15 protein-coding genes are annotated in these 23,692 nt (G+C 57.2%); 8 read left to right on the top strand and 7 right to left on the bottom strand.

From position 1 onward, the window contains the following. The first annotated feature begins 339 nt into the window (after window positions 1-339). From mexE to QMX84_RS03365, 4 genes are all read left to right on the top strand, one after another. Window positions 340-1,584 (top strand): multidrug efflux RND transporter periplasmic adaptor subunit MexE, encoded by a 1,245-nt coding sequence (gene mexE, locus QMX84_RS03380; RefSeq protein WP_048373348.1) that lies wholly within the window; start codon window positions 340-342, stop codon window positions 1,582-1,584. A 15-nt stretch (window positions 1,585-1,599) separates the two neighbouring features. Continuing rightward, on the top strand, window positions 1,600-4,779 hold the full coding sequence (locus QMX84_RS03375; RefSeq protein WP_282363148.1) for an efflux RND transporter permease subunit: 3,180 nt from the start codon (window positions 1,600-1,602) through the stop codon (window positions 4,777-4,779). After that, on the top strand, window positions 4,776-6,185 hold the full coding sequence (locus QMX84_RS03370; protein ID WP_282363147.1) for a TolC family protein: 1,410 nt from the start codon (window positions 4,776-4,778) through the stop codon (window positions 6,183-6,185). Before QMX84_RS03375 ends, QMX84_RS03370 begins: the two co-directional genes overlap by 4 nt. Window positions 6,186-6,478: 293 nt before the next feature. Continuing rightward, window positions 6,479-7,537: a tetratricopeptide repeat protein gene (locus QMX84_RS03365; RefSeq protein WP_282363146.1), complete on the top strand. Its 1,059-nt coding sequence runs from the start codon at window positions 6,479-6,481 to the stop codon at window positions 7,535-7,537. A gap of 19 nt (window positions 7,538-7,556) precedes the next feature. Here the strand turns inward: QMX84_RS03365 and QMX84_RS03360 are convergent, their stop codons facing one another. The 5 genes from QMX84_RS03360 to QMX84_RS03340 form a co-directional block, all read right to left on the bottom strand. After that, window positions 7,557-7,934, bottom strand: coding sequence for a response regulator (locus QMX84_RS03360; protein WP_048373356.1), 378 nt, complete (start codon window positions 7,932-7,934; stop codon window positions 7,557-7,559). Between the two features lie 65 nt (window positions 7,935-7,999). Then, complete coding sequence (locus QMX84_RS03355) at window positions 8,000-9,196, bottom strand: hybrid sensor histidine kinase/response regulator (protein ID WP_123749307.1); 1,197 nt, start codon at window positions 9,194-9,196, stop codon at window positions 8,000-8,002. Beyond that, window positions 9,187-9,795, bottom strand: coding sequence for a chemotaxis protein CheB (locus QMX84_RS03350; protein ID WP_282363145.1), 609 nt, complete (start codon window positions 9,793-9,795; stop codon window positions 9,187-9,189). The genes QMX84_RS03355 and QMX84_RS03350 overlap by 10 nt, the downstream gene beginning before the upstream one ends. After that, window positions 9,792-10,607 carry a protein-glutamate O-methyltransferase CheR gene (locus QMX84_RS03345; RefSeq protein ID WP_048389860.1) on the bottom strand — a complete coding sequence of 272 codons (816 nt, stop codon included), beginning with the start codon at window positions 10,605-10,607 and terminating at the stop codon, window positions 9,792-9,794. Before QMX84_RS03345 ends, QMX84_RS03350 begins: the two co-directional genes overlap by 4 nt. After that, complete coding sequence (locus QMX84_RS03340; RefSeq protein ID WP_282363144.1) at window positions 10,608-14,084, bottom strand: response regulator; 3,477 nt, start codon at window positions 14,082-14,084, stop codon at window positions 10,608-10,610. Window positions 14,085-14,272: 188 nt separating this feature from the next. Between QMX84_RS03340 and QMX84_RS03335 the strand changes: the two genes are divergently transcribed. The 3 genes from QMX84_RS03335 to cobM all read left to right on the top strand — a co-directional run bounded on the left by QMX84_RS03335 (window position 14,273) and on the right by cobM (window position 15,935). Next, window positions 14,273-14,644, top strand: coding sequence for a response regulator (locus QMX84_RS03335; protein ID WP_048389857.1), 372 nt, complete (start codon window positions 14,273-14,275; stop codon window positions 14,642-14,644). A gap of 55 nt (window positions 14,645-14,699) precedes the next feature. After that, window positions 14,700-15,125, top strand: a complete 426-nt coding sequence (locus QMX84_RS03330; RefSeq protein ID WP_282363143.1) for a cobalamin biosynthesis protein — start codon at window positions 14,700-14,702, stop codon at window positions 15,123-15,125. 63 nt (window positions 15,126-15,188) lie between these two features. Then, a complete protein-coding gene (gene cobM, locus QMX84_RS03325) occupies window positions 15,189-15,935 on the top strand; it encodes a precorrin-4 C(11)-methyltransferase (RefSeq protein WP_262124672.1) in 747 nt (248 codons plus the stop codon). A 795-nt stretch (window positions 15,936-16,730) separates the two neighbouring features. Here the strand turns inward: cobM and nfuA are convergent. Together nfuA and QMX84_RS03315 are read right to left on the bottom strand one after the other, a co-directional pair. Next, window positions 16,731-17,315, bottom strand: coding sequence for a Fe-S biogenesis protein NfuA (gene nfuA / locus QMX84_RS03320; RefSeq protein WP_282363142.1), 585 nt, complete (start codon window positions 17,313-17,315; stop codon window positions 16,731-16,733). 112 nt (window positions 17,316-17,427) lie between these two features. Beyond that, window positions 17,428-19,725 (bottom strand): fatty acid cis/trans isomerase, encoded by a 2,298-nt coding sequence (locus QMX84_RS03315; protein ID WP_282363141.1) that lies wholly within the window; start codon window positions 19,723-19,725, stop codon window positions 17,428-17,430. A gap of 151 nt (window positions 19,726-19,876) precedes the next feature. On the opposite strand from QMX84_RS03315, the gene metH reads away from it, so the two are divergent. Continuing rightward, a complete protein-coding gene (metH, locus tag QMX84_RS03310; RefSeq protein WP_048373372.1) occupies window positions 19,877-23,587 on the top strand; it encodes a methionine synthase in 3,711 nt (1,236 codons plus the stop codon). The last annotated feature ends 105 nt before the right edge of the window (window positions 23,588-23,692 follow it).

Raw genomic sequence — 23,692 nt, 5'->3', positions numbered from 1 at the left:
AAGCGTAGTGATCAGGTCATGTGCCAAGGTGGTCGTACAGCCAGCTTTATGTGTCTAAATGATTACGGTCATATTGGCTACTGAGCCACGGCCAAATGCACCGTGTTAAAGCCCTGCTGGCCTACAGCGAGCAATCCTCATTCCGGTAATGCAGCGGACTTTCACCCTGTTTCAATACGAATTTAATTGATAGCTCACTCATAAAACGCGCAGGCTAGAGGGCTTGGACAAGCTTTGTATCATTCTGAATGATATTAACCTTCGCTGGGTTCGATTCGTGCCTCGGCGCGCGCGACAGCATTATCCCGCCCATCTCAATAGATTGGCGGACTCCCCCTCATGGAACAGTCACTGAAACATTTGCGCTTCCCACTCGCGGCCCTGGCGATCGTGGTGATGAGTGCATGCGGTAAAACTCCACAAGCGACTGCTCCTGCACCTGCTGCAAAAGTCAGTGTGGCCAAAGTGCTAGAGCAACCCGTGAACGAGTGGGACGAGTTCACCGGTCGCCTGGAAGCACCCGAAACCGTTGAAATCCGCCCGCGGGTGTCGGGCCAAATTGATCAGGTAGCCTTTACTGAAGGTGCTCTGGTCAAAAAAGGCGATCTGTTGTTCCAGATCGACCCGCGCCCGTTCCAGGCGGCTGTCCGTCAACTTGAAGCCGAACTCCAGCAAGCTCGCGCCAATGCCACCCGCAGTGAAAACGAAGCCCAGCGCGGCGAGCGTCTGCGTCAGAGCAACGCGATTTCCGCTGAACTGGCTGACTCGCGCAGCACCGCCTCCCAAGCTGCGCGCGCTGCCGTCGCTGCTATCCAGGCGCAACTGGATCTGGCCAAACTCAACCTGAGCTTTACCCGCGTCACCTCGCCGATCACTGGCCGTGTCAGCCGTGCCGACATCACCGCAGGCAACATCGTCACGGCGGATGTCACGCCGCTGACCAGCGTGGTGTCGACCGACAAGGTGTATGCCTACTTCGATGCCGACGAGCGTGTATTCCTCAAGTACAACCAGTTGGCACGCGATGGCAAGCGTGGCCAGACCACGCCGGTTTATCTTGGGCTGTCCAACGAAGAGGGCAACCCGCACTTGGGTCAGATGAACTTCGTCGACAACCAGGTCAATCCTAAAACCGGCACCATTCGTGGTCGCGCGGTGTTCGACAACACTGATGGCAGCTTCACCCCGGGCCTGTATGCGCGCCTCAAACTGGTCGGTAGCGGCACCTACGAAGCCGTGCTGATCAATGACGAAGCGGTCGGCACCGACCTGGGCAAGAAGTTCGTATTGGTGATGGACGGTAATAACAACACCACCTACCGGGCCATTGACCTGGGGCCAAAAATCGAAGGCCTGCGCATTGTCCGCAGCGGCCTGAACAAAGACGACACCATCATCGTCAAGGGCCTGCAACGGGTGCGTCCTGGCTCGCCGGTGACCCCTGAAGTCATCCCGATGGCCAACGAACAAACCCTCGCCGCACTGGCGCAACAACGACACGCCCTGGAAGCCAGCAACCTGTTACCTGCAACGCCCGCAACCCCTGCGGCGAAGCTGGCCAGCGTTGCGACTCCTCGCGGTTAAGGGACGACAACTTCGATGAATTTTTCCCAGTTCTTCATTCAACGGCCGATTTTCGCTGCCGTGCTTTCGCTGTTGATTTTGATTGCGGGCGGCATTTCGCTGTTCCAGTTACCGATCAGCGAATACCCGGAGGTCGTACCGCCAACGGTGGTGGTGCGTGCCAACTTCCCGGGTGCCAACCCTAAAGTGATCGGTGAAACCGTGGCGGCGCCATTGGAACAGGCCATCACCGGTGTCGAACACATGTTGTACATGTCTTCGCAATCCACTGCTGACGGCAAACTCACGCTGACCATTACCTTCGCCCTGGGCACTGACCTGGACAACGCGCAGGTGCAGGTGCAAAACCGTGTCACCCGCACCGAACCCAAGCTGCCCGAGGAAGTGACGCGCATCGGTATTACGGTAGACAAAGCATCGCCCGACCTGACCATGGTGGTGCACTTGACCTCACCGGATCAGCGCTACGACATGCTCTACCTGTCCAACTACGCGATCCTCAACATCAAGGATGAACTGGCCCGTCTGGGCGGTGTGGGTGATGTGCAGCTGTTCGGCATGGGCGATTACTCATTGCGTGTGTGGCTTGATCCGAACAAAACCGCTTCGCGCAATCTGACCGCCACTGACGTGGTCAACGCCATTCGCGAACAGAACCGCCAGGTAGCGGCCGGTGCGCTGGGTGCGCCCCCTGCACCCAACGCCACCAGCTTCCAGCTGTCGGTGAACACCCAAGGCCGTCTAGTCACCGAGGAAGAGTTTGAAAACATCATCATTCGCGCAGGCGATGACGGTGAAATCACTCGCCTGAAGGACATTGCCCGGGTTGAATTGGGCTCAAGCCAGTACGCCTTGCGCTCCTTGCTCAATAACCAACCCGCAGTCGCGATCCCGATTTTCCAGCGTCCTGGCTCGAACGCCATCGATATCTCGAACGAAGTTCGCGCAAAGATGGACGAGCTGAAGAAGAGCTTCCCGCAGGGCATGGACTACAGCATCGTGTATGACCCGACGATCTTCGTTCGTGGTTCTATCGAGGCGGTGATTCACACCCTGTTCGAAGCACTGATTCTCGTGGTGCTGGTGGTGATCTTGTTCCTGCAGACCTGGCGCGCCTCGATCATTCCGTTGGCGGCTGTCCCGGTGTCGTTGATCGGTACCTTTGCGGTCATGCACATGTTCGGCTTCTCGCTGAATGCCCTGTCGCTGTTCGGTTTGGTACTGGCCATCGGTATCGTGGTCGACGATGCCATTGTTGTGGTGGAAAACGTCGAGCGAAACATCGAACTTGGGCTCGAACCGGTAGAAGCCACCAAGCGCGCCATGCGCGAAGTGACCGGTCCGATCATCGCCACAGCGCTGGTACTGTGCGCCGTGTTTATTCCGGCTGCGTTTATCTCCGGGCTGACCGGGCAGTTCTATAAACAGTTCGCGCTGACCATTGCCATCTCGACGGTCATCTCGGCCTTCAACTCGCTGACCCTGTCGCCAGCACTGGCAGCAGTGTTGCTTAAAGGCCATCACGCGCCCAAAGACCGTTTCACACGGGTTCTGGACAAGCTATTCGGTGGCTGGTTGTTCCGCCCGTTCAACCGATTCTTTGAGCGTGCCAGCCACGGCTATGTCGGCACTGTCGCCCGGGTTATCCGCAGCAGCGGTATCGCCTTACTGGTGTACGCAGGCCTGATGGTGCTGACCTTCTTTGGTTTCGCCCACACCCCAACCGGTTTCGTGCCGGGGCAAGACAAGCAGTACCTGGTGGCCTTCGCTCAACTGCCGGATGCGGCGAGCCTTGACCGTACCGAAGATGTGATCAAGCGCATGTCCGACTTTGCCCTCAAGGAACCGGGCGTTGCCAACTCCATCGCCTTCCCGGGTCTGTCGATCAACGGTTTCACCAACAGCCCCAACAGCGGCATCGTGTTCGTGGCGCTCAAGGACTTTGACCAACGCAAAGACCCAAGCCAGACGGCTGCGGCCATTGCAGCAACCCTGAACGCCAAGTTCGCTGGCATTGAAGAAGCCTACATTGCGATCTTCCCGCCGCCGCCTGTGCAAGGTTTGGGGACCATTGGCGGTTTCCGTCTGCAAGTCGAAGACCGTGGTGGCCTGGGCTATGAAGCGCTTTATAAAGAAGTACAGAACGTCATCGCCAAAAGCCACAACGTGCCAGAACTGGCCGGCCTGTTCACCAGCTACACCGTGAACGTGCCGCAAGTAGACGCCGCAATCGATCGCGACAAAGCCAAGACCCACGGTGTGGCCGTCAGTGACATCTTCGATACCCTGCAGGTGTACCTGGGTTCGTTGTATGCCAACGACTTCAACCGCTTCGGTCGTACCTATCAGGTCAACGTTCAGGCCGAACAACAGTTCCGCCTCGAACCCGACCAGATCGGTCAGTTGAAAGTGCGTAACAACAAAGGCGAGATGATCCCGCTGGCGACCTTCATCAAGGTCAGCGACACCTCGGGGCCGGACCGCGTGATGCACTACAACGGCTTTATCACTGCCGAAATCAACGGTGCTGCGGCCCCGGGCTACAGCTCGGGCCAGGCTGAAGCGGCCATCGACAAACTGCTTAAGGAGGAACTTCCGAACGGCATGACGTACGAATGGACCGACTTGACCTACCAGCAGATCCTCTCTGGCAACACCGCGCTGTTCGTCTTCCCGCTCTGCGTATTGCTGGCCTTCCTGGTACTGGCGGCTCAATACGAAAGCTGGAGCCTGCCGCTGGCGGTGATCCTGATCGTACCGATGACCTTGCTGTCGGCCATCACCGGGGTGATTGCCTCGGGGGGTGACAACAACATCTTTACCCAGATCGGTTTGATCGTACTGGTGGGACTGGCGTGTAAAAACGCGATTCTGATCGTCGAATTTGCCAAAGACAAACAAGCCGAAGGCCTAAGCCCGCTGGCTGCGGTGCTGGAAGCCTGCCGCCTGCGTCTGCGCCCGATCCTGATGACCTCCATCGCCTTCATCATGGGTGTGGTACCGCTGGTGCTGTCCACGGGTGCAGGTGCTGAAATGCGCCATGCGATGGGTGTTGCAGTGTTCTCCGGGATGCTCGGTGTGACCTTCTTTGGCCTGCTGTTGACGCCTGTGTTCTATGTGTTGATCCGCAACTATGTTGAGCGCAGTGAAGCGCGCAAAGCGGCGCGGCACCTCAAGTTGGAGTCGCAACAATGAGCCTCAAAGTTTTCCTTCCCAGCCTTCTGGTGCTAGCCCTGAGTGCTTGCGCCGTTGGACCGGACTACAAAACCCCGGCCACCGAGCCTGCACAGATCAGCGCCGATAACCTCAAGGGCTTCGACCGGGCGCATTTTCAAGGGATCTGGTGGCAGCAGTTTGACGACCCGACCCTGAACAAGCTGGTCGCTCAGTCGCTGGCAGGCAACCGTGAGTTGCGCGTAGCCTTTGCCCGTCTGCGGGCAGCCCGCGCCATTCGTGATGACGTCAGCACAGAAACCATGCCGACCATCACCAGCCGTGCCAGCAGCGATGTCGGCAAGGGGCAAGTGCCGGGCACTACTGAAAAGCGCGTCAACAGTGAGCGCTACGATTTGGGCCTGGACATGGCCTGGGAAGTCGACCTGTTTGGCCGCATCCAGCGTGAGCTGGAGGCCAGCGATGCCGACGAACAGGCCGCAGCGGCAGACCTGTATCAGTTGCAAGTGACCATGATTGCCGAGCTGGTGGACGCTTACGGCGAACTGCGCGGCGCACAATTGCGTGAACATATCGCCCTGGAGAACCTGAAAAACCAGCAGGACTCCAAGGCCATCACTGTCAGCCTGCGTGATGCCGGCGTCGGTGATGAACTTGACGTGGTGCGCGCCGATGCCCGGCTTGCGGCGGTTGAGGCCAGCGTGCCGCAACTGCAAGCCGAGCAAGTACGTGAGCGCAACCGTATCGCCACGCTGTTGGGTGAGCGCCCTGAAAACCTCAGCGTTGATCTGAGCCCGGCGCAACTGCCTGCCATCGCCAAGGCCTTGAACATCGGTAACCCCGGCGACTTGCTGCAACGTCGCCCGGACATCATGAGCGCCGAACGCAAGCTGGCAGCCGCTACGGCCCGGATTGGCGTGGCCAAGGCGGATTTGTTCCCGCGCGTCAGCCTCAGCGGCTTCCTGGGCTTTACCGCCGGGCGTGGCTCGCAGATTGGTTCGGCGGCTGCCAATGCTTGGGCTTTAGGCCCGAGCATTACCTGGCCGGCGTTTAACCTGGGCAGCGTGCGGGCACGTTTGCGTGGCGCCAACGCAGAGGCCGATGGCGCGCTGGCCAACTACGAGCAGCAAGTATTGCTGGCCCTGGAAGAGTCTGAGAACGCGTTCAGTGACTACAGCAAACGCCAGCAGCGCTTGGTTTCGTTGATTCGCCAAAGCGAAGCCAGCCGCACCGCCGCTGACCTGGCAGCGATTCGCTACCGCGAAGGCACAGTGGATTTTCTGGTCTTGCTGGACGCCCAGCGTGAGCGCCTGGCGGCAGAAGACAGCCAGGCCCAGGCAGAAGTGGATCAGTTTCGCGGTGTAGTGGCGATCTACAAAGCCTTGGGCGGTGGCTGGCAAGCCGAGACTGTCGCTAGCGTGCAGTGAAGTAAAGAGCTCCTTTGGTTGGCCGCAACCAACCAATTTTTAGCCCCGCGCTCTTTCGGTCGCGGGGCTTTTTTTTGCCCTATGTGCGCACTGAACACTGTGTAGCCGCTGCCGCAGGCTGCGATGGGTTGCGCAGCGACCCTGCTTTTAAATCTAAAGCGAAGCTCCTGCGGACCTTATCGCAGCCTGCGGCAGCGGCTACAGGTTTCTAGTCAATTGCTCTTCTGGTTTGACTCAAGCCCTCTACTGTCCCAATCTTGCACTTCATACGCACGACTGTTACTGGATTTTGCATGTCTCAGCCTCGCCGTTACCTGGTTGTAAGCCTTCTGTCTGCTCTGATCGCAGTGGGCCTTTGGTATTGGATGCGCCCTGCTCCGGGCACCGCGCCGTCAAACACGATCAATCACAGCTATTCGTCCGCTCTGGAACAAGCCCATAACGGGCAGCCGGGGGCCGCCAGGGTGCTGTATCAGCAACTGGCACGCACTGATCTTTCCGATATTCGCCGCGCCAGCCTGCATGCCGAGCTGCCTAACTACCCGAGCCCGCAAGCCCTGAAGCTGGCCGATGCAGACTTGCAAAACTCGTCACCGCTAGTGCGTAAGGCGGCGATACAAAGTATTGCAGGGTTGGTGCCCAATGCTCAGCGCACACTGCTGCTCGGCCCGCTGCTGGATGACCCCGAGCAAAGCGTTCGCTTTGCCGCCGCCAGCGCCCTGCTGGGCTTGTCTCCTGATGAGCAAGGACTGTATTTCGGCCCGCTGCAGCAAGTCATCGACGAGTACGAGCGCACGCTCAAGACACAACCCGACGACCCGCAAGCCCAAGGCCAGCTCGCACGTTTGTATTTGCATGAAGGGCAACTGGACGAGGCGCAGGCAGCACTGGAGAAATTCCTGGCGCTGGACCCGGAGAATCTTAAGGCCGTGGTGGCGCAAATTGATCTGCTGGATAAACGCGGCAAAACCGATCAGGCCCGTGAACTGTTGGCCAATCAGCTGAAAGCCCACCCCGATTCGGCGTACCTGCAACACGCACTGGGGATTTGGTTACTCAATCACGGGCAAACCGAATACGCGTTGCTGGGTCTGGCCAAAGCCGTTGAACTGGAGCCAGACAACAGCGAGTACCGCTATAAGCTCGCTATTGCCTTGCATGAGCTGGAGCAACTGGAACCGGCGCAGCGTCAGTTGGAAGAGTTACTGCAACGCCAGCCCGCCAATCGCAAGGCGCGTCTGTTGTTGATTCGCTACTGGAAAGAGGCCGGTCAACTACAGAATGTACAGGTGCTGCTGGCGCAACTGGAGCAGCTAAACCCTGATGATCCAGCGCTGCAACAAGGGTTGTAGGCGCGCAAGCTGCAAGCGATCAGGCGAGCAGTTTCTGTATTTGTGCTTGTAAGGTATCGAGGTCGAAGGGCTTGGCCAAAATCGGGGCTGTGAGGGTGATCGGGCTGCCGGTGTCGCGGATTTCGGCCGGGTAACCGCTGATAAAAATCACCTTCAGGTCCGGTCGCAGCTTCACGGCAGGCTCGGCAATCTGCACGCCTGATATCCCGCCCGGCAAACGGAAGTCCGTCACCATAAGGTCCAGGTGCGGTTTGGTGGCTAAAATCGCAAAGGCCTGCTCGCCGTTTTCGGCCTGCAATACCCGATAGCCTTCGCCTGACAGGTAAGCACTGAGGATCATCAGGATCGATGGATCGTCCTCGACAATCAAAACAACATCTTGCGCATCTTCACTCATGGGAAACCTTAATCCGAACGTTGCTGCCATTACGACCGCAGCCATGGCCATAGGTTGCGGCCAATTTATGTCTTTTGTACCAGCGGCAGGCAGACTTTGAACAAAGCCCCCTCTCCTAACTCGCTATGTACTTCTATTTTGCCACTATGGGCCGCGACAATCTGTTCCGAAATAAATAAACCCAACCCCAGGCCCGAAACAACATGGCTGCCCGATACCCGTTCAAACTGCTGGAAAATCCGCTGCTGATTCTCCTGGCTAATGCCAATACCCTGATCACGTACTTGCACCACGGCATACCCCTCTTCGCTGTACACCGCCACATCAATTGGCTTCTGTGCACCATAACGCAGGGCGTTGGTGAGCAAGTTGGAAATCACCTGCTCGATTCTGAATTCATCCCACTGCCCCACCACCGGCTGCGCCGCACTGACGCTGATGCTTGCTTGCGCTGCACTGATCTGGGGCGAAAATACCTCAAGCAAATTGGCAACCAGCTGCGAAAGATCGAATTCCGACGGCCTGATTGACAGCTTGCCGGTGCGAATGCGTGACACATCCAGCATGTCTTCAATCAGCCGGATCAGGCTTTGGATCTGTCGCTCGTCGCGGTCAACCATGGCCTCCAGCTTGTCTTTGGTGAACGCCGCCGTGTTGTCCCGCGCCAGGTGCATCTTGCGCAGTTGGGTTTCGAGGATCAGCCCGTTCAGCGGCGTGCGGACCTCATGCGAGACAATCGACATAAAGTCGTCCCGCATGCGCACCGCATGCTCCAGTTCAACCTGTGTCTGTTGTAACTGCGCAAGCAGCACTTCTTGCTCGCGGCGGCTTCGCTCCAGCGCTTCGACCTGTCGTTGCACGGCTTTACTCTGCCGGTACAGGTCGACAAATACGTTGACCTTGCTTTTAACCGCGTGAATGTCCAAAGGCTTATGCAAGAAGTCGACCGCCCCGCTCTCATACCCTTTGAACGCGTAGTTCATCTCCCGGCCGGCGGCACTGACGAAGACTATCGGAATATTTTTGGTGCGGTCGGTGCCGCGCATCATCTCGGCCAATTCAAAGCCGTTCATGCCCGGCATCTGCACGTCCAGAATCGCCATTGCAAACTCATGTTGCAGCAACAACGAAAGCGCCTCGTCCGCAGACAAGGCTTTATAGACGATTCGGTCATCGCGTTTGATCAAGGCTTCCAGCGCCAACAGATTCTCTGGCAAATCGTCGACGATCAGCAGCTTGGCTTGAATATCACTTAGTGGCATTCGATTCGTTCCAGCTCAACAAGCAAACGGGCAATACCCTTCAAACTCAGGATGCGGTCCGGTTGGCAACGCTCCAGCGCCGCAAGCGGCATGGTGGGTACCCAGGCTTCTTCAGGGTCCTGAATGACCGTCAGGCCGCCCAGTTGTTTGACCGTGTACAGTCCCTGCGCACCATCCTGATTGGCGCCCGTGAGTAATATCGCAGCCAGGGTGTCTTGGTACACATCGGCTGCGGATTCAAAAAGGTAATCAATCGAGGGGCGTGAATAATGCACCCGCTCTTCTCGACTCAATGAAAAACTGTGATCGTACTCCACCGACACGTGATAACCCGGTGCCGCGAAATACAACGTGCCCGGCGTAATCGGCTCTTTATCCTCTACTTCCTTGACCGGTATATCCAAACGTCGGTCAAACACAGAGGCCAACTGGCTGCGTCGCTCGTCGGGCATGTGCAGGACAACGATGATCGGTAGCCGGAAACCGGGCTTCAAATCAGCAAAAATCGCCAGCAACGCCTCAACGCCCCCTGCAGAAGCCCCAACAACAATGGCCTGAACAGGGCGCAGTCCGGCGATTGCGATGTCTTGGACTGTCATAGCTTTCGATAGATCCGTTCTTGCTTGAGCAAAGGCGAAAATTGTTTGCTGTAATCAGAAAAATCCAGGGTTTCTTTGCTACCCAGCATCAAAAAGCCCCGATGACAGAGCGACTCCGCGAACAAACCAAACGCTCTGTTTTGGAGATTTTTATTGAAATAAATCAGTACGTTACGACACGAAATTAAATTAGTTTCTGAGAATACACTGTCTGTCGCCAGACTGTGATCAGCAAAGGTCACGTTTTCACGCAGGCTCTTGTCGAAAATCGCGTAGTCATAAGCCGCCGTGTAGTAATCGGCAAATGAGCGCTGCCCCCCGGCCTTTTGGTAGTTGTGGGTGTAGGCACGAACGTTTTCCAGCGAAAAGATCCCTTGCTTGGCTTTTTCAAGCGAGCGCGGGTTGATGTCAGTGGCATAGATGATGGTGCGATCGAGCAGCCCTTCCTCGCGCAGCAAGATCGCCATCGAGTACACCTCTTCGCCGGTACTGCACCCCGCGATCCAGATTTTCAGTGACGGATAAGTCTTGAGAATCGGCACCACTTCCTGGCGAATGGCCAGGAAGTGCTCAGGGTCACGAAACATCTCACTCACCGGAATCGTCAGCAGTTGCAGCAACTGCATGAACACTGCCGGGTCATGCAGCACCCGCTCCTGCAAGGCCGAGATGGTCTTGCAGTCAAACTGGCGTACTGCATGCAGCACCCGGCGCTTGATCGATGCGCCGGAGTAATCTCGAAAGTCATAGCTGTACTTGAGGTAGATCGCCTCAATCAGCAGCCGTATCTCGATGTCGGTGTTTCGTAGCACTTAGAGTCGTTCCATTTTCGGTAGCCAGACCCGGATCAACGAAAACAGTCGATCCAGATCAATCGGTTTAGCCAGGTAATCGTTGGAACCCGCTTGCAGGCAGCGTTCCTGATCGTCCTTCATCGCCTTGGCCGTGACTGCAATGATCGGCAGCTTGCGCCAGCGCGGGTTCTTGCGAATTTCAATGGTGGCCTCATAGCCATCCATCTCCGGCATCATCACGTCCATCAGCACCAGATCGATGTCTTCGACCTCATTCAAACGCTCGATCGCCTCGCGGCCATTTCGGCCGATGACGACGATTGCGCCCTTGTGCTCCAGCGCGCTGGTGAGGGCGAAAATGTTTCGCACGTCGTCGTCAACCAGCAAGATCTTGCGCCCTTCGAACACTTTGTCGCGGCTGCGTGCCGTTTTGAGCATCGTTTGACGCTCATGGGACAACTGAGATTCAACTTTGTGCAGAAATAATGTCACTTCGTCCAGCAAACGCTCTGGCGAACGAGCGCCCTTGATGATGATCGAACGTGAGTATTTGCGCAGTTCGACCTCTTCATCGCGGGTCAGGTTGCGCCCGGTGTAGACAATGACGGGCGGGAACGAGCAAATGTCTTCGGTAGACATGCGCTTGAGCAGGTCGTTGCCCAGCATGTCCGGAAGCTTGAGGTCGATGATCATGCAGTCGTAGATGTTACTGCGCAGCAAATCTAGCGCCTCTTGAGCAAAGCCAACAGCGGTGATTTCAATGTCATCGTCGCCGATCAGGCGGGAAATACTGTCGCGTTGCAGGTCATCGTCTTCGACCAGCAATATCCGTTTGACCTTCTGCGTGAGCTTGGCTTCAAGGCGGGCGAAGACATCCTTGAGTTCCTCGCGGGTGGTCGGTTTGACCGCGTAGCCAACGGCGCCCATGTGCATCGCGGCTTCGACCCGGTCTTCGACAGAGATCACGTGCACCGGGATGTGCCGGGTGGCGGCCAGGGCTTTCAAGCGCTGCAATACGGTCAGCCCGGAGTGATCGGGCAAGCGCATGTCGAGCAGAATGGCGTCGGGAATAAACTGCGCCGCCAGGCTGAAGCCTTCGTCAGCACCGTGGGCGACCAGGCAGCGATAGCCCAGTTCGTGGGCCAGATCGTAGAGGATGTGCGCAAAGTTAGGCTCATCTTCAATCACCAGAATGCAGCGCGTACTGAATGGTGCTTGTTCGCGATCGTCCATGAAGCGCGGGATATTCAGCGGCACATCCGGCGCCTGTATCGACAACGCCTTGGCAGGCAATGTCTGTGGCACGCGCGGGGCATTGACGGGAGCCTCTACGGGCAGTTCGGCGTCTTCGACGAACTGTACGGGCATGATCAAGGTGAAGACGCTGCCCTGCCCCGGCTCGCTGCTGACACTGATAGAGCCGCCAAGCAAGGTTGCCAGATCACGCGAGATCGACAAGCCGAGGCCGGTGCCACCATATCGGCGGTTAGTGGTGCCATCTGCCTGACGGAACGCTTCGAAAATGCTCTCTTGCTGCTCGGCCGCAATGCCGATGCCGGAGTCTTCGACAGCAAATGCAATGGTATTGCCCGAATGACGCGACACCGTCAGGCTGACCTGGCCTTTTTCAGTGAACTTGACCGCGTTGGACAGCAGGTTCTTGAGAATTTGCTCCAGACGCTGGCTGTCTGTGTAAATCAACGCGGGGGTGCCGGGCTGCAAGTTGACACTTAACTCCAGCGACTTGTCGCTGGCCAGCGGCTGGAACACGCCGCGTATGCCATCGAGCATCCGCGCCACGCTGGTGTTTTCGGGGCGCACCTCGAGCTTGCCGGCTTCGACCTTGGATATATCCAGAATATCGTTGATCAGATTGAGCAAATCGTTGCCTGCCGAGTAGATCGACTCGGCAAATTTGACTTGCTCACCCGTGAGGTTCTGCTGCGGGTTTTCGGACAACAGTTTGGCCAGAATCAACGAGCTGTTAAGCGGTGTGCGCAGCTCGTGGGACATGTTGGCGAGGAATTCCGACTTGTACTTGCTCGATCGCATCAACTCATCGGCACGCTCTTCGAGTTGCTCCTGAGCCTGATTCAGCTCGGTATTCTTGCGGTCCATGGCATCACGCTGTTCTGCCAGGGCTTCGTTGGTCTGTTCGAGCTCTGCTTGCTGTGCCTCAAGGCTGGTCTGCGACTCTTTAAGAATGCGCGACTGCTCTTCCAGCTCTTCGTTGGCGGTCTTGAGCTCTTCTTGCTGCACCTGCAGTTCTTCATTGAGCTGCTGGGTCTCAGCCAGCACTTCTTGCAGGCGCTGACGGTAACGCGCGGCCTCAATCGAGGTGCCGATGTTGTCTGCGATCAAATCGAACAGTTCAATGTCACGGTCATCCAGCGGGCGAAGAAAGCCCAGCTCAATCACCCCGTTAACCCGATCATCGTCGCTGGTCGGCACCACCAGCACACTGCGAGGCGCACCCTCGCCCAGCCCGGAGCTGACTTTGAAGCAGTAGTCCGACGGCACATCGTCCAGACGGATCAACTGATCCTGGAACGCGGCTTGCCCGACAATCCCTTCGTCATTGTGAATCACCTCGTTGCGCGCTTCTTGCTCACGAGAGAATCCATAGCTGGCGATGCGGCGCAAGCCGCCGTGATCTTCACGCACATACACTGCGGCAACGACCGTGCCCAGGTACTGCGCGCAGAACTGCAGGATATTGCGGCCCAGCATGTTCAGCGTGAGGCGGCCAAGCACCTGCTCGGCCAGTTCGGTCTGCCCGTTACGCAGCCAGGCTTGTCGTTCAAGACGCTCAGCAGCCTTAACCTGCAACTCGAAGTTGTTTTGGTAACTCTCTGAAAGATTGAGTAAATCTCTTCGGCCGACATATGCCAAAAAGCCGCTCAGGCCCAACACGAACAGCAAATAAAGCCCGACGCAGACGAAGGTAGTCGTACTGGCTTCGTTATTGCGAGCCACCCTCAACTGTTGCTCCAGCTGGATGAAATCGTCATATTCCTGACGGATCTGGTCAGTCAGGCTTTTGCCCCTGCCAGACTGCACCGCTGCACGATAATCGCCACTCTGACGGCGCAAATCGACCATGGACTGGGCATAAGAGGCCCATTCGTTCTGCAGCGCCGCGATGCGCTTGAGACGATCAACTTGCTGGGGGTTATCACTGACCAGTTCTTGCAACCCCTGGATCTGCGCAAGTACTTGCGGTTTGGCCACCGCGTAAGGGTCAAGAAAATGCTCATCGCCGGTAATCAGAAACCCGCGCATGCCGGTTTCCAGATCAACTGTCAGCCTGATCGCTTCATTAGTGTTGCTGATGACACGATCGCTGTGCTCGACCCATTTAAGGACTGACAGCAAATAGCTGATCATCACCACGAACAGCACTGCACTCATCACACCGACTGCCAAAGGCAAACCAACGTTACGACTCAACAGTTTGCGAAAACTTTGCTCGTCAATGGATGCAGGTGAGTTCATTTGTCTGGCCTGTGGACGTAAAAATTAGTGAGAGTTTGAAGGAATACCGCGAAATAGTTCAGCTTTCTTGCACCTTAGTAGGATTTTTCTTACAAAAAACCGTACTTTGCTGGTGCTCAAGGCTATTCTTACCGGCCAGATGCCAGTGTGAAGGGTCCTGGATTTAAATTTTTATCGAGATCATGAATATGTCCGCAACGCCCTCCACCATTCTTGTAGTCGAAGACGACGCCATTGTTCGTATGCTGATCGTTGACGTGCTTGAAGAGTTGGAGTTCAACGTGCTTGAAGCCGATGGCAGCGAGTGCGCAATGGCGTTTCTTGAAGACAAAGGCCAGCGCATTGACTTGATGATGACCGATGTCGGGCTACCCGGCATGGACGGCCATGCACTGGCTTGCAAAGCCCGTGAACTGTACCAGCAACTGCCGATTCTGTTTGCCAGCGGCTACGCCGAGACCCTCACTGTGCCTGAGGGTATGGCCGTCATTGGCAAGCCCTTCTCTATTGATCAGTTACGCGTCAAGGTAAAGAGCATGTTGGTCCAGACGCAAAGTTGACAGGCTAAACGCACCTCAACAACACTGCGCACCTCGTTTTGGCTCTGGAACAGTGATGCCGCCTGCCACACACACCGCTTGCGCGATTATTGGCCTGGGATGCCGCCAGGGGTGCACTTGCGAGGATTTATTGGCATTGGTTGAGCAATCTCTCGACAAGACCGGGCTCACATTAAGCGCTGTTCAGGGCATTGCCAGCATCGACCTCAAGCGAGAAGAACCGGGTCTTATCGAACTCTGCAGGCGGCTGAACCTGCCTTTTAATGTGTTCAGCGCCGATCAGCTTGCCCCCTATGCCCCACAGCTCAGCCAGCGCTCCAAGGTTATTTTCGAACAAACCGGGTGCTGGGGTGTAGCCGAAAGTGCCGCGTTGGCACTGGCCGAACAGCTGGGTGGCGCAGGCGCAACACTGCTTGTGACACGCCAGGCGTCCTCAGTGGCAACCTTTGCATTGGCCTGCACAGGGCAAATAACGCGATAATCCCCCGCCTCACTATGAGCGTTCTTCACGAGCGGCTCTAATTCGACCTTTTCAGAGACTGCCATGACTGTTTACTTCATCGGTGCCGGGCCCGGCGACCCAGAGCTGATTACCGTCAAAGGCCAGCGTTTGATCCGTACCTGCCCGGTGATTATTTATGCCGGCTCACTGGTGCCCACGGCCGTACTGGACGGTAATCGCGCCGAGCAGATTATCAACAGCGCTGAACTGCACCTTGAGCAAATCATCGAGCTGATTAAAGGCGCCGACGCCAAAGGTCAGGACGTGGCCCGTGTGCACTCGGGTGATCCGAGCCTGTATGGCGCCATTGGCGAACAAATTCGCTGCCTGCGTGAGTTGGGCATCGCCTTTGAAATCATTCCGGGCGTGACTGCTACCGCAGCGTGCGCGGCCATTCTAGGCGCTGAGCTGACGCTGCCAGACATCTCGCAAACCGTGATTCTGACCCGTTACGCGGAAAAAACCGTAATGCCGCCTGGAGAAGAACTCGCCAGCCTGGCGCAGCACGGCGCGACCATGGCGATTCACTTGGGGGTTAAAAACCTTGAAAGCATCGTTCGCGAACTGCAACCGCATTACGGCAGCGACTGCCCGATAGCAGTGATTCACCGCGCCAGTTGGCCGGACCAGGATTGGGTACAAGGCACCCTTGAAGACATTCAGGCCAAAGTACAGGCCAAGGGATTCAGGCGCACTGCGTTGATTTTGGTCGGCAGGGTACTGGCCAGTGACAGTTTTGCCGAGTCCTCGCTGTACCGGGCCGGGCATGCGCATTTGTATCGACCTTGAGGGTTAACTACGCCCCCCGGACGTAGCCTCGCCAAGCTCGACAACTGCTACGGGTTTTGTAAGCGCCACACAACTGTAGGAGCTGCCGCCCCGTCTTCGACGCCGCGCTGTCGCGCAGCAAACAGGACAGCGAGTATCTTCAGCATCCCCCAATCGGTTCCCTCTCCTTCGGGAGAGGGCTAGGGTGAGGGGGCTCTTGACTTGAGTACATATCCGTTACTGCGGCAACGGCCACTTAGGGTTCCGGCCTTACGCCGCGTCACTTTGCAAAAGCGGCAAAGTAACCAAAACGCTTTTGCCCCTACCCCTCGGTGCCTCGCTTTGGCTCGGCATGCCCTCACCACAGGCCTTGCTCCGTGGGCCCGCCGCGATCGGCCATCCCTGGCCGTGTCGCGGCTAACCCGGCGTCCTGCCGGGTTACCCACTGCGCAAAACCTGCGTTCGGCCAGCGTGGTTTAATGGGGCCTTTAAGATCAAGATCAAAAGATCGCGAGCAAGCTCGCTCCTTCAAAGCCTTTAAAATCAATCGCTTATTTTATGTTTGATAAGAGGGGCCGCCCCGTCTTCGACGCCGCGCTGTCGCGCAGAGAACATACCGATAAGTCGCCAGTAATTTATCTTTTAAATCAACAAGATAAATTTTGTTCTATAGGAGCGAGCTTGAACTCGCGATCTTTTGATCTTGAAAGATCGCGAGGCAAGCTCGCTCCTACAAATACAAGGCATAAAAAAACGGTGCTCACGGGGCACCGTTTTTTTTATTCACGTCGCAGCGAACACCCTGTTACTGATCACTCAGTAGTAGGCGTTTTCTTTCTGCGAGTGGTCGGTCACGTCACGTACACCCTTGAGTTCGGGCACACGCTCAAGCAAGGTGCGCTCAATGCCTTCGCGCAGGGTTACGTCTGCCTGGCCGCAGCCCTGGCAGCCACCGCCGAACTTGAGCACGGCAATTCCGTCTTCAACCACTTCGATCAGGCTGACCTGACCACCGTGGCTCGCCAAACCGGGATTGATCTCGGTTTGCAGGTAGTAGTTGATACGCTCGTTGATCGGGCTATCAGCGCTAACCATTGGTACTTTGGCGTTCGGCGCCTTGATGGTCAGTTGGCCACCCATGCGGTCTGTGGCGTAATCCACCACCGCATCTTCGAGGAACGCTTCGCTGAACGAATCGATCCAGGCCGTGAAACTCTTAAGGCCAATGGCAGTATCTTCAGGCTTCACTTCATTGGGCTTGCAGTAGGCTATGCAGGTTTCGGCGTACTGGGTGCCCGGCTGGGTGATAAAGACGCGGATGCCGATACCCGGGGTGTTCTGCTTGGACAGCAGATCAGCCAGGTAATCGTGGGCGGCGTCGGTAATCGTTATGGCGCTCATGGAATCTCCTCGCAGACATGGGGGGCAGTTTACGCCAATCGGCGCGCCTGACAAAGTCCTAGTGTTTTTGTCAGGCAATCTGCCCTCTCTTGTTAAATTATTACCGGCCGCATTACAGGTTTTCGTAGCGATTCATGTCCAAAACACCCGCTTCAACCGGATCGGTCTCATTGATGTACTCACCAATATCATGGAAGTACTGCCAAAACTGAGGGTTGCTGCGGCGAACGCCCCACCGCTCGACGATAGCCTCGAAGCTTTTCTGATCTTTGGATTGCTCCATCGCTTCGACAAACGCCTCAACATCAGCGGCCGGAATGTTGAACATGAAGTTCGGGTAACTGCTGAGCACGCCCGGAAAAATAGTTAACGTGTCCAGCCCGGGTTGCAGGCGGTAGGCCTCGCCGAGCATAAAGGCCACGTTGCTGTGGGCACGGTTGCGCAACATGCTGTACATCTCGCGGTCACCGTTGTTGCCTTCAATGCGCAGCATGGTCGCTTCTGGCAATTGATTGATGACCGCCAGCCCCGCTGCCGGACGCGCAGTCAGACGGCTGAGTGATTGCTCGGCGAACTGGAACTCCTGTGCAATATCAGGTCGCGAGCAATAAGCGCCGGTGCAACGGTTGATCGGATCCGGGTTGGCATTCAACGTGCCGGCGCGATCAATCAATTTGAGGGCAAAGTCACGTTTGGGGTCAACCGGGTCGAGGACCATCCCGGTAGGCGTGCTGGTGTCGATTTTTTCGTAATCCAGCCACATCTTGATCTTGCCGCTGTTCTGGTACCAGTCACTGAGGATGCTGGCGCGCGAGTCTGCCGGCATCAGGCGCAAAAAGTTGGCCTCAGCGCCGTTACGGATCAAGTCAAAGTACAAACGCGTCTGCGCCTGGTGCGAAACGTTGCCGAACACATCGAAATTGACCGCCAATTGATAGTAGGTGCGCTCGAGCAACGGGAAGTCGAACAACCACAGTGTCTGCGGCACTTCACCGATCAAGCCCTTGGTGACACTGGCGCTGTCAAAGTGACGGAAGATCGTCAGCAACGCATTGTCATTGCCCGCCCACAGGGTTGCCCAGCTGGGAGGCGGCATGTCGGCGTATGCATCTTGACGCAGCTTTACGTATTCATTGCGCTTGTCACGGAAGCTGTGCCACAGCGAGAGGACACTGCCGACGTCATCGTTCTGCCCCGGCATCGCCAACAACGGCGTTGCTTCGCCACGATAAGCGGCATCCGTGATATAGCGGTCATGGGCAGGTTCCTGGAACAGCGCCCAGAAGTTGTCCCGGATCACGTCCGTGGCAATTTGCCCGCGGCACACCGGCCCGCGAATAAAGGTGCGTACAAAATACTCGGCGTTATCGAGCATGAACTGATAACGCGCCACGGCCGGGATCGCTTCAAAGGTTTCAAACGGGTTGGCGCGGCTGCGCGGCCCGTAACCCGGCAGCGAAGTGGCATGCCAGTCGCCGCTATAAAACAGCTGCTTGACCCGCTCAAGTTTTTGCTTGCCCATCGGGTAAGTGATGTGGGTTTTGTGCACGATCACGCCTTGTACCGGCATTAACCGGTAATAGAACGTGGTGCCCGGATCATCATTTGGACGGCGGGTGGCGATCAGGTCAATCGGTTGGCCGCTCGGCGTGCGCGAACGCACCCACTGGAAGAAATGCCCTGGCACGCCGTTGTCAAAATACGTATGGGCGAGGAACAAGTGTTCGAACAGCCAGCGCCCGACCAACGCCTCTGTTGAGCCCGGACGATTGAGCAGCGCTTCCCATTCGGCAATCTGCGCCGCTTCACCTGCGCTTGGCTTGATAGCGTGCTGGTCAACCGGTGCGCCTTGCTTGAGCCAGGTCTGCACGGTTTGGTATTGCTTGTCGGTGAGGCCGGTGACGGCCAGGGGCATGCCTTCTTTAGGGTGTTTTTGGGCGTAGGCATCGAACTCGCCCGGCGCGGGGCATGAGTTATCTCGGTTCAGCCCAAGGACGATTTCTTCTGGCAACTTGGCATTGGGCGTCAGCGGGGTGTTATGGCCCAGCTCAAGCATCCGCTCCATCAAGGCCGCTTGCGCGCCTTGCGCATCGAGCACCGAGTAAAAACCTTTGCGGCGCCACTCATCCGGGCCGCTGGCATCGTAGAAAATCCGCGTGGGTGCAACCGGTGTCGTGCGGTCACCTTTATAGACAGGTACTTTACTGGCGCCACGGGTTGCGCCCTCGGCACTGCCCAAGTTGAGCTGGCAGGCTGCGTCGTTGCACGCATGGCAGGCAACGCATTTTTCGGTAAGGATCGGCTGTATGTCCCGTGTGTAGGATATAGCCGGACTCGCCAGCGGGGCTTGTCCCAGCGCTGTACTACACACCACCAGCGTCACGGCGCCGGTGAGTAGGCGAAAAAACATGTGCCATTGTCCTGATATTGAAATGTCGCGATTCTACCCGTGCTACACGTCTTTCAACATGAGCTGAATTCATGCAAATCTTCCGGCGCTCAAATTAGGCGCAGGTTTGTTATGATTTGCCATCTTTTGCATGGCTCTAACAGGTAGTCCTATGTCTGACCGCAGCGCTCGTATCCAAGCACTTCAGCAAGCCCTCAAAGAGCGCATTCTGATTCTCGATGGCGGCATGGGTACTATGATCCAAAGCTACCGCCTTGAGGAACACGACTATCGTGGCACGCGTTTTGCCGATTGGCCGAGCGACGTCAAAGGCAACAACGACCTTTTGGTCATCACTCGCCCGGATGTCATTGGCTCGATTGAAAAAGCCTACCTGGATGCCGGTGCCGACATTCTCGAAACCAACACCTTTAACGCCACTCAGGTTTCCCAAGCCGACTACGGCATGCAGGCCCTCGCCTACGAACTAAACGTAGAAGGTGCCCGGCTTGCGCGCAAGGTGGCCGACGCCAAGACCCTCGAAACCCCGGACAAACCGCGTTTCGTTGCGGGCGTGCTCGGCCCGACCAGCCGCACCTGCTCGCTATCGCCAGACGTCAACAACCCCGGCTATCGCAACGTCACCTTTGATGAACTGGTGGAAAACTACACCGAGGCCACCAAGGGCCTGATCGAAGGCGGTGCCGACCTGATCCTGATCGAAACCATTTTCGATACCTTGAATGCCAAGGCCGCGATCTTCGCCGTGCAAGGCGTGTTCGAAGAGCTGGGCTTTGAGTTGCCGATCATGATCTCCGGCACCATCACCGACGCCTCCGGTCGCACGCTGTCGGGCCAGACCACCGAAGCGTTCTGGAACTCTGTGAGCCATGCCAAGCCGATTTCGGTGGGTTTGAACTGCGCACTGGGCGCCAGCGAACTGCGCCCGTACCTCGAAGAGTTGTCGAACAAGGCCGACACCCACGTCTCGGCTCACCCCAACGCGGGTTTGCCAAACGAGTTCGGCGAGTACGATGAACTGCCTGCACAAACCGCCAAGGTGATTGAAGAGTTCGCGCAAAGCGGCTTTTTGAACATTGTCGGCGGCTGCTGCGGTACCACGCCGGGCCACATCCAGGCCATCGCCAATGCTGTGGCCGGTTACGCGCCGCGCCAGATCCCGGACATCCCGAAGGCTTGCCGCCTGTCAGGCCTTGAGCCGTTCACCATTGATCGCAGTTCGTTGTTCGTCAACGTCGGCGAACGTACCAACATCACCGGTTCTGCGCGCTTTGCCCGCCTGATCCGTGAAGACAACTACACCGAAGCCCTCGAAGTGGCCCTGCAACAAGTTGAAGCCGGTGCGCAGATCATCGACATCAACATGGACGAAGGCATGCTGGATTCGAAGAAGGCGATGATCACCTTCCTCAACCTGATTGCCGGCGAACCGGATATCTCCCGCGTGCCGATCATGATCGACTCCTCCAAGTGGGACGTGATTGAAGCGGGCCTCAAGTGCATTCAGGGCAAAGGCATCGTCAACTCGATCAGCATGAAAGAAGGCGTCGAGCAGTTCATCCACCACGCCAAACTGTGCAAGCGCTACGGCGCTGCCGTGGTGGTGATGGCATTTGACGAAGCGGGCCAGGCTGACACCGAAGCACGCAAAAAAGAGATCTGCAAACGCTCCTACGACATTCTGGTCAATGAAGTCGGTTTCCCGCCGCAAGACATCATCTTCGACCCGAACATCTTCGCCGTGGCCACCGGTATTGAAGAGCACAACAACTATGCGGTGGACTTCATCAACGCCTGCGCCTACATCCGCGATGAACTGCCGTATGCCCTGACTTCGGGCGGTGTGTCCAACGTGTCGTTCTCGTTCCGCGGCAACAACCCGGTGCGTGAGGCGATTCACTCGGTGTTCCTGCTGTACGCCATTCGCAGCGGCCTGACCATGGGTATCGTTAACGCCGGGCAGCTGGAAATCTACGACCAGATCCCGGTTGAACTGCGCGATGCCGTTGAAGACGTGGTGCTCAACCGCACCCCGGATGCCACGGACAACCTGTTGGCGATTGCCGACAAGTACAAGGGCGATGGCAGCGTCAAAGAGGCCGAGACCGAGGAATGGCGCAGCTGGGACGTCAACAAGCGTCTGGAGCACGCACTGGTCAAGGGCATCACCACCCACATCGTCGAAGACACCGAAGAGTCGCGCTTGTCGTTCAGCCGCCCGATTGAAGTGATTGAGGGCCCGCTGATGTCGGGCATGAACATCGTCGGCGACCTGTTTGGCGCGGGCAAAATGTTCCTCCCACAGGTGGTGAAGTCCGCCCGCGTGATGAAACAGGCGGTGGCCCACCTGATTCCGTTTATCGAACTGGAAAAAGGCGACAAGCCAGAAGCCAAGGGCAAGATCCTCATGGCCACGGTGAAAGGCGATGTGCATGACATCGGCAAGAACATCGTGGGTGTGGTGCTGGGTTGTAACGGCTACGACATCGTTGACCTGGGCGTTATGGTGCCTGCGGAAAAAATCCTGCAAGTGGCCAAAGAACAGAAATGCGACATCATCGGCTTGTCCGGCTTGATTACCCCATCGCTGGATGAAATGGTGCACGTGGCCCGTGAAATGCAGCGCCAGGACTTCCATCTGCCGCTGATGATCGGCGGCGCCACGACCTCCAAGGCGCACACTGCGGTCAAGATCGAACCCAAGTATCAAAATGATGCCGTGGTTTACGTCACCGACGCCTCACGGGCCGTGGGCGTGGCTACCCAACTGCTGTCCAAGGAACTCAAGGCCGGTTTTGTCGAGAAAACCCGCGAAGAATACGTTGAGGTGCGCGAACGTACGGCAAACCGCAGCGCCCGCACTGAACGCTTGAGCTATGCCGCATCGATTGCCAAGAAGCCGCAGTTCGACTGGGCCACCTACCAGCCGGTGAAACCGACGTTCACGGGCGCCAAGGTGCTGGACAATATCGACCTCAAAGTACTGGCAGAGTACATCGACTGGACGCCGTTCTTTATTTCTTGGGATCTGGCCGGCAAGTTCCCGCGCATCCTTGACGACGAAGTGGTCGGCGAAGCGGCAAGAGCGTTGTACGCCGACGCGCAAGAGATGCTGAAAAAACTGATTGATGAAAAGCTGATCAGTGCGCGGGCGGTCTTTGGTTTCTGGCCTGCCAACCAGGTTAACGATGACGATCTGGAGCTCTACGGTGACGACGGCAAACCTTTGGCCAAGCTGCATCACCTGCGCCAACAAATCATCAAGACCGATGGCAAACCAAACTTCTCGCTGGCCGACTTTGTCGCGCCAAAAGACAGCGGCGTGACCGACTACGTGGGCGGCTTTATCACCACCGCGGGGATAGGCGCCGAAGAAGTGGCCAAGGCCTACCAGGATGCTGGCGACGACTACAACTCAATCATGGTCAAGGCCCTCGCCGACCGTTTGGCCGAGGCTTGCGCCGAGTGGCTGCACCAACAAGTGCGGACAAACTACTGGGGTTATGCCAAGGATGAGCACCTGGACAACGAGGCATTGATCAAAGAGCAGTACAGCGGCATCCGCCCTGCTCCTGGCTACCCGGCGTGCCCGGACCACACTGAAAAAGCGACGTTGTTTGCCTTGCTGGACCCTGAAGCACAAGAAATGCGTGCAGGCCAGAGCGGCGTGTTCCTGACCGAGCACTATGCAATGTTCCCGGCAGCAGCGGTGAGCGGCTGGTACTTCGCGCACCCGCAAGCGCAGTATTTTGCCGTCGGCAAGGTCGACAAGGACCAGATCGACAGCTACACCGCGCGTAAAGGTCAGGACCTCAACGTGACCGAACGCTGGCTGGCGCCTAACCTCGGCTACGATAACTAAGTGACAGACCTTCTGTAGCCGCTGCCGCAGGCTGCGATAAGGGCCGCAGGACCTTCGCTTTTATTCAAAAGCGGGGTCGCTGCGCAACCCATCGCAGCCTGCGGC

This window comes from Pseudomonas sp. PS01297 (assembly GCF_029959305.1).
Taxonomy (GTDB): Bacteria; Pseudomonadota; Gammaproteobacteria; order Pseudomonadales; family Pseudomonadaceae; genus Aquipseudomonas; species Aquipseudomonas helleri.
The sequence above is the reverse complement of the archived record's forward strand: the minus strand, read 5'-3'. Positions and strand labels throughout refer to the sequence as shown.

Coding starts and splice junctions, on each gene's coding strand:
- mexE (WP_048373348.1), top strand. CDS start 340: ATGGAACAGTCACTGAAACATTTGCGCTTCCCACTCGCGGCCCTGGCG.
- QMX84_RS03375 (WP_282363148.1), top strand. CDS start 1,600: ATGAATTTTTCCCAGTTCTTCATTCAACGGCCGATTTTCGCTGCCGTG.
- QMX84_RS03370 (WP_282363147.1), top strand. CDS start 4,776: ATGAGCCTCAAAGTTTTCCTTCCCAGCCTTCTGGTGCTAGCCCTGAGT.
- QMX84_RS03365 (WP_282363146.1), top strand. CDS start 6,479: ATGTCTCAGCCTCGCCGTTACCTGGTTGTAAGCCTTCTGTCTGCTCTG.
- QMX84_RS03360 (WP_048373356.1), bottom strand. CDS start 7,934: ATGAGTGAAGATGCGCAAGATGTTGTTTTGATTGTCGAGGACGATCCA.
- QMX84_RS03355 (WP_123749307.1), bottom strand. CDS start 9,196: ATGCCACTAAGTGATATTCAAGCCAAGCTGCTGATCGTCGACGATTTG.
- QMX84_RS03350 (WP_282363145.1), bottom strand. CDS start 9,795: ATGACAGTCCAAGACATCGCAATCGCCGGACTGCGCCCTGTTCAGGCC.
- QMX84_RS03340 (WP_282363144.1), bottom strand. CDS start 14,084: ATGAACTCACCTGCATCCATTGACGAGCAAAGTTTTCGCAAACTGTTG.
- QMX84_RS03335 (WP_048389857.1), top strand. CDS start 14,273: ATGTCCGCAACGCCCTCCACCATTCTTGTAGTCGAAGACGACGCCATT.
- QMX84_RS03330 (WP_282363143.1), top strand. CDS start 14,700: ATGCCGCCTGCCACACACACCGCTTGCGCGATTATTGGCCTGGGATGC.
- cobM (WP_262124672.1), top strand. CDS start 15,189: ATGACTGTTTACTTCATCGGTGCCGGGCCCGGCGACCCAGAGCTGATT.
- nfuA (WP_282363142.1), bottom strand. CDS start 17,315: ATGAGCGCCATAACGATTACCGACGCCGCCCACGATTACCTGGCTGAT.
- QMX84_RS03315 (WP_282363141.1), bottom strand. CDS start 19,725: ATGTTTTTTCGCCTACTCACCGGCGCCGTGACGCTGGTGGTGTGTAGT.
- metH (WP_048373372.1), top strand. CDS start 19,877: ATGTCTGACCGCAGCGCTCGTATCCAAGCACTTCAGCAAGCCCTCAAA.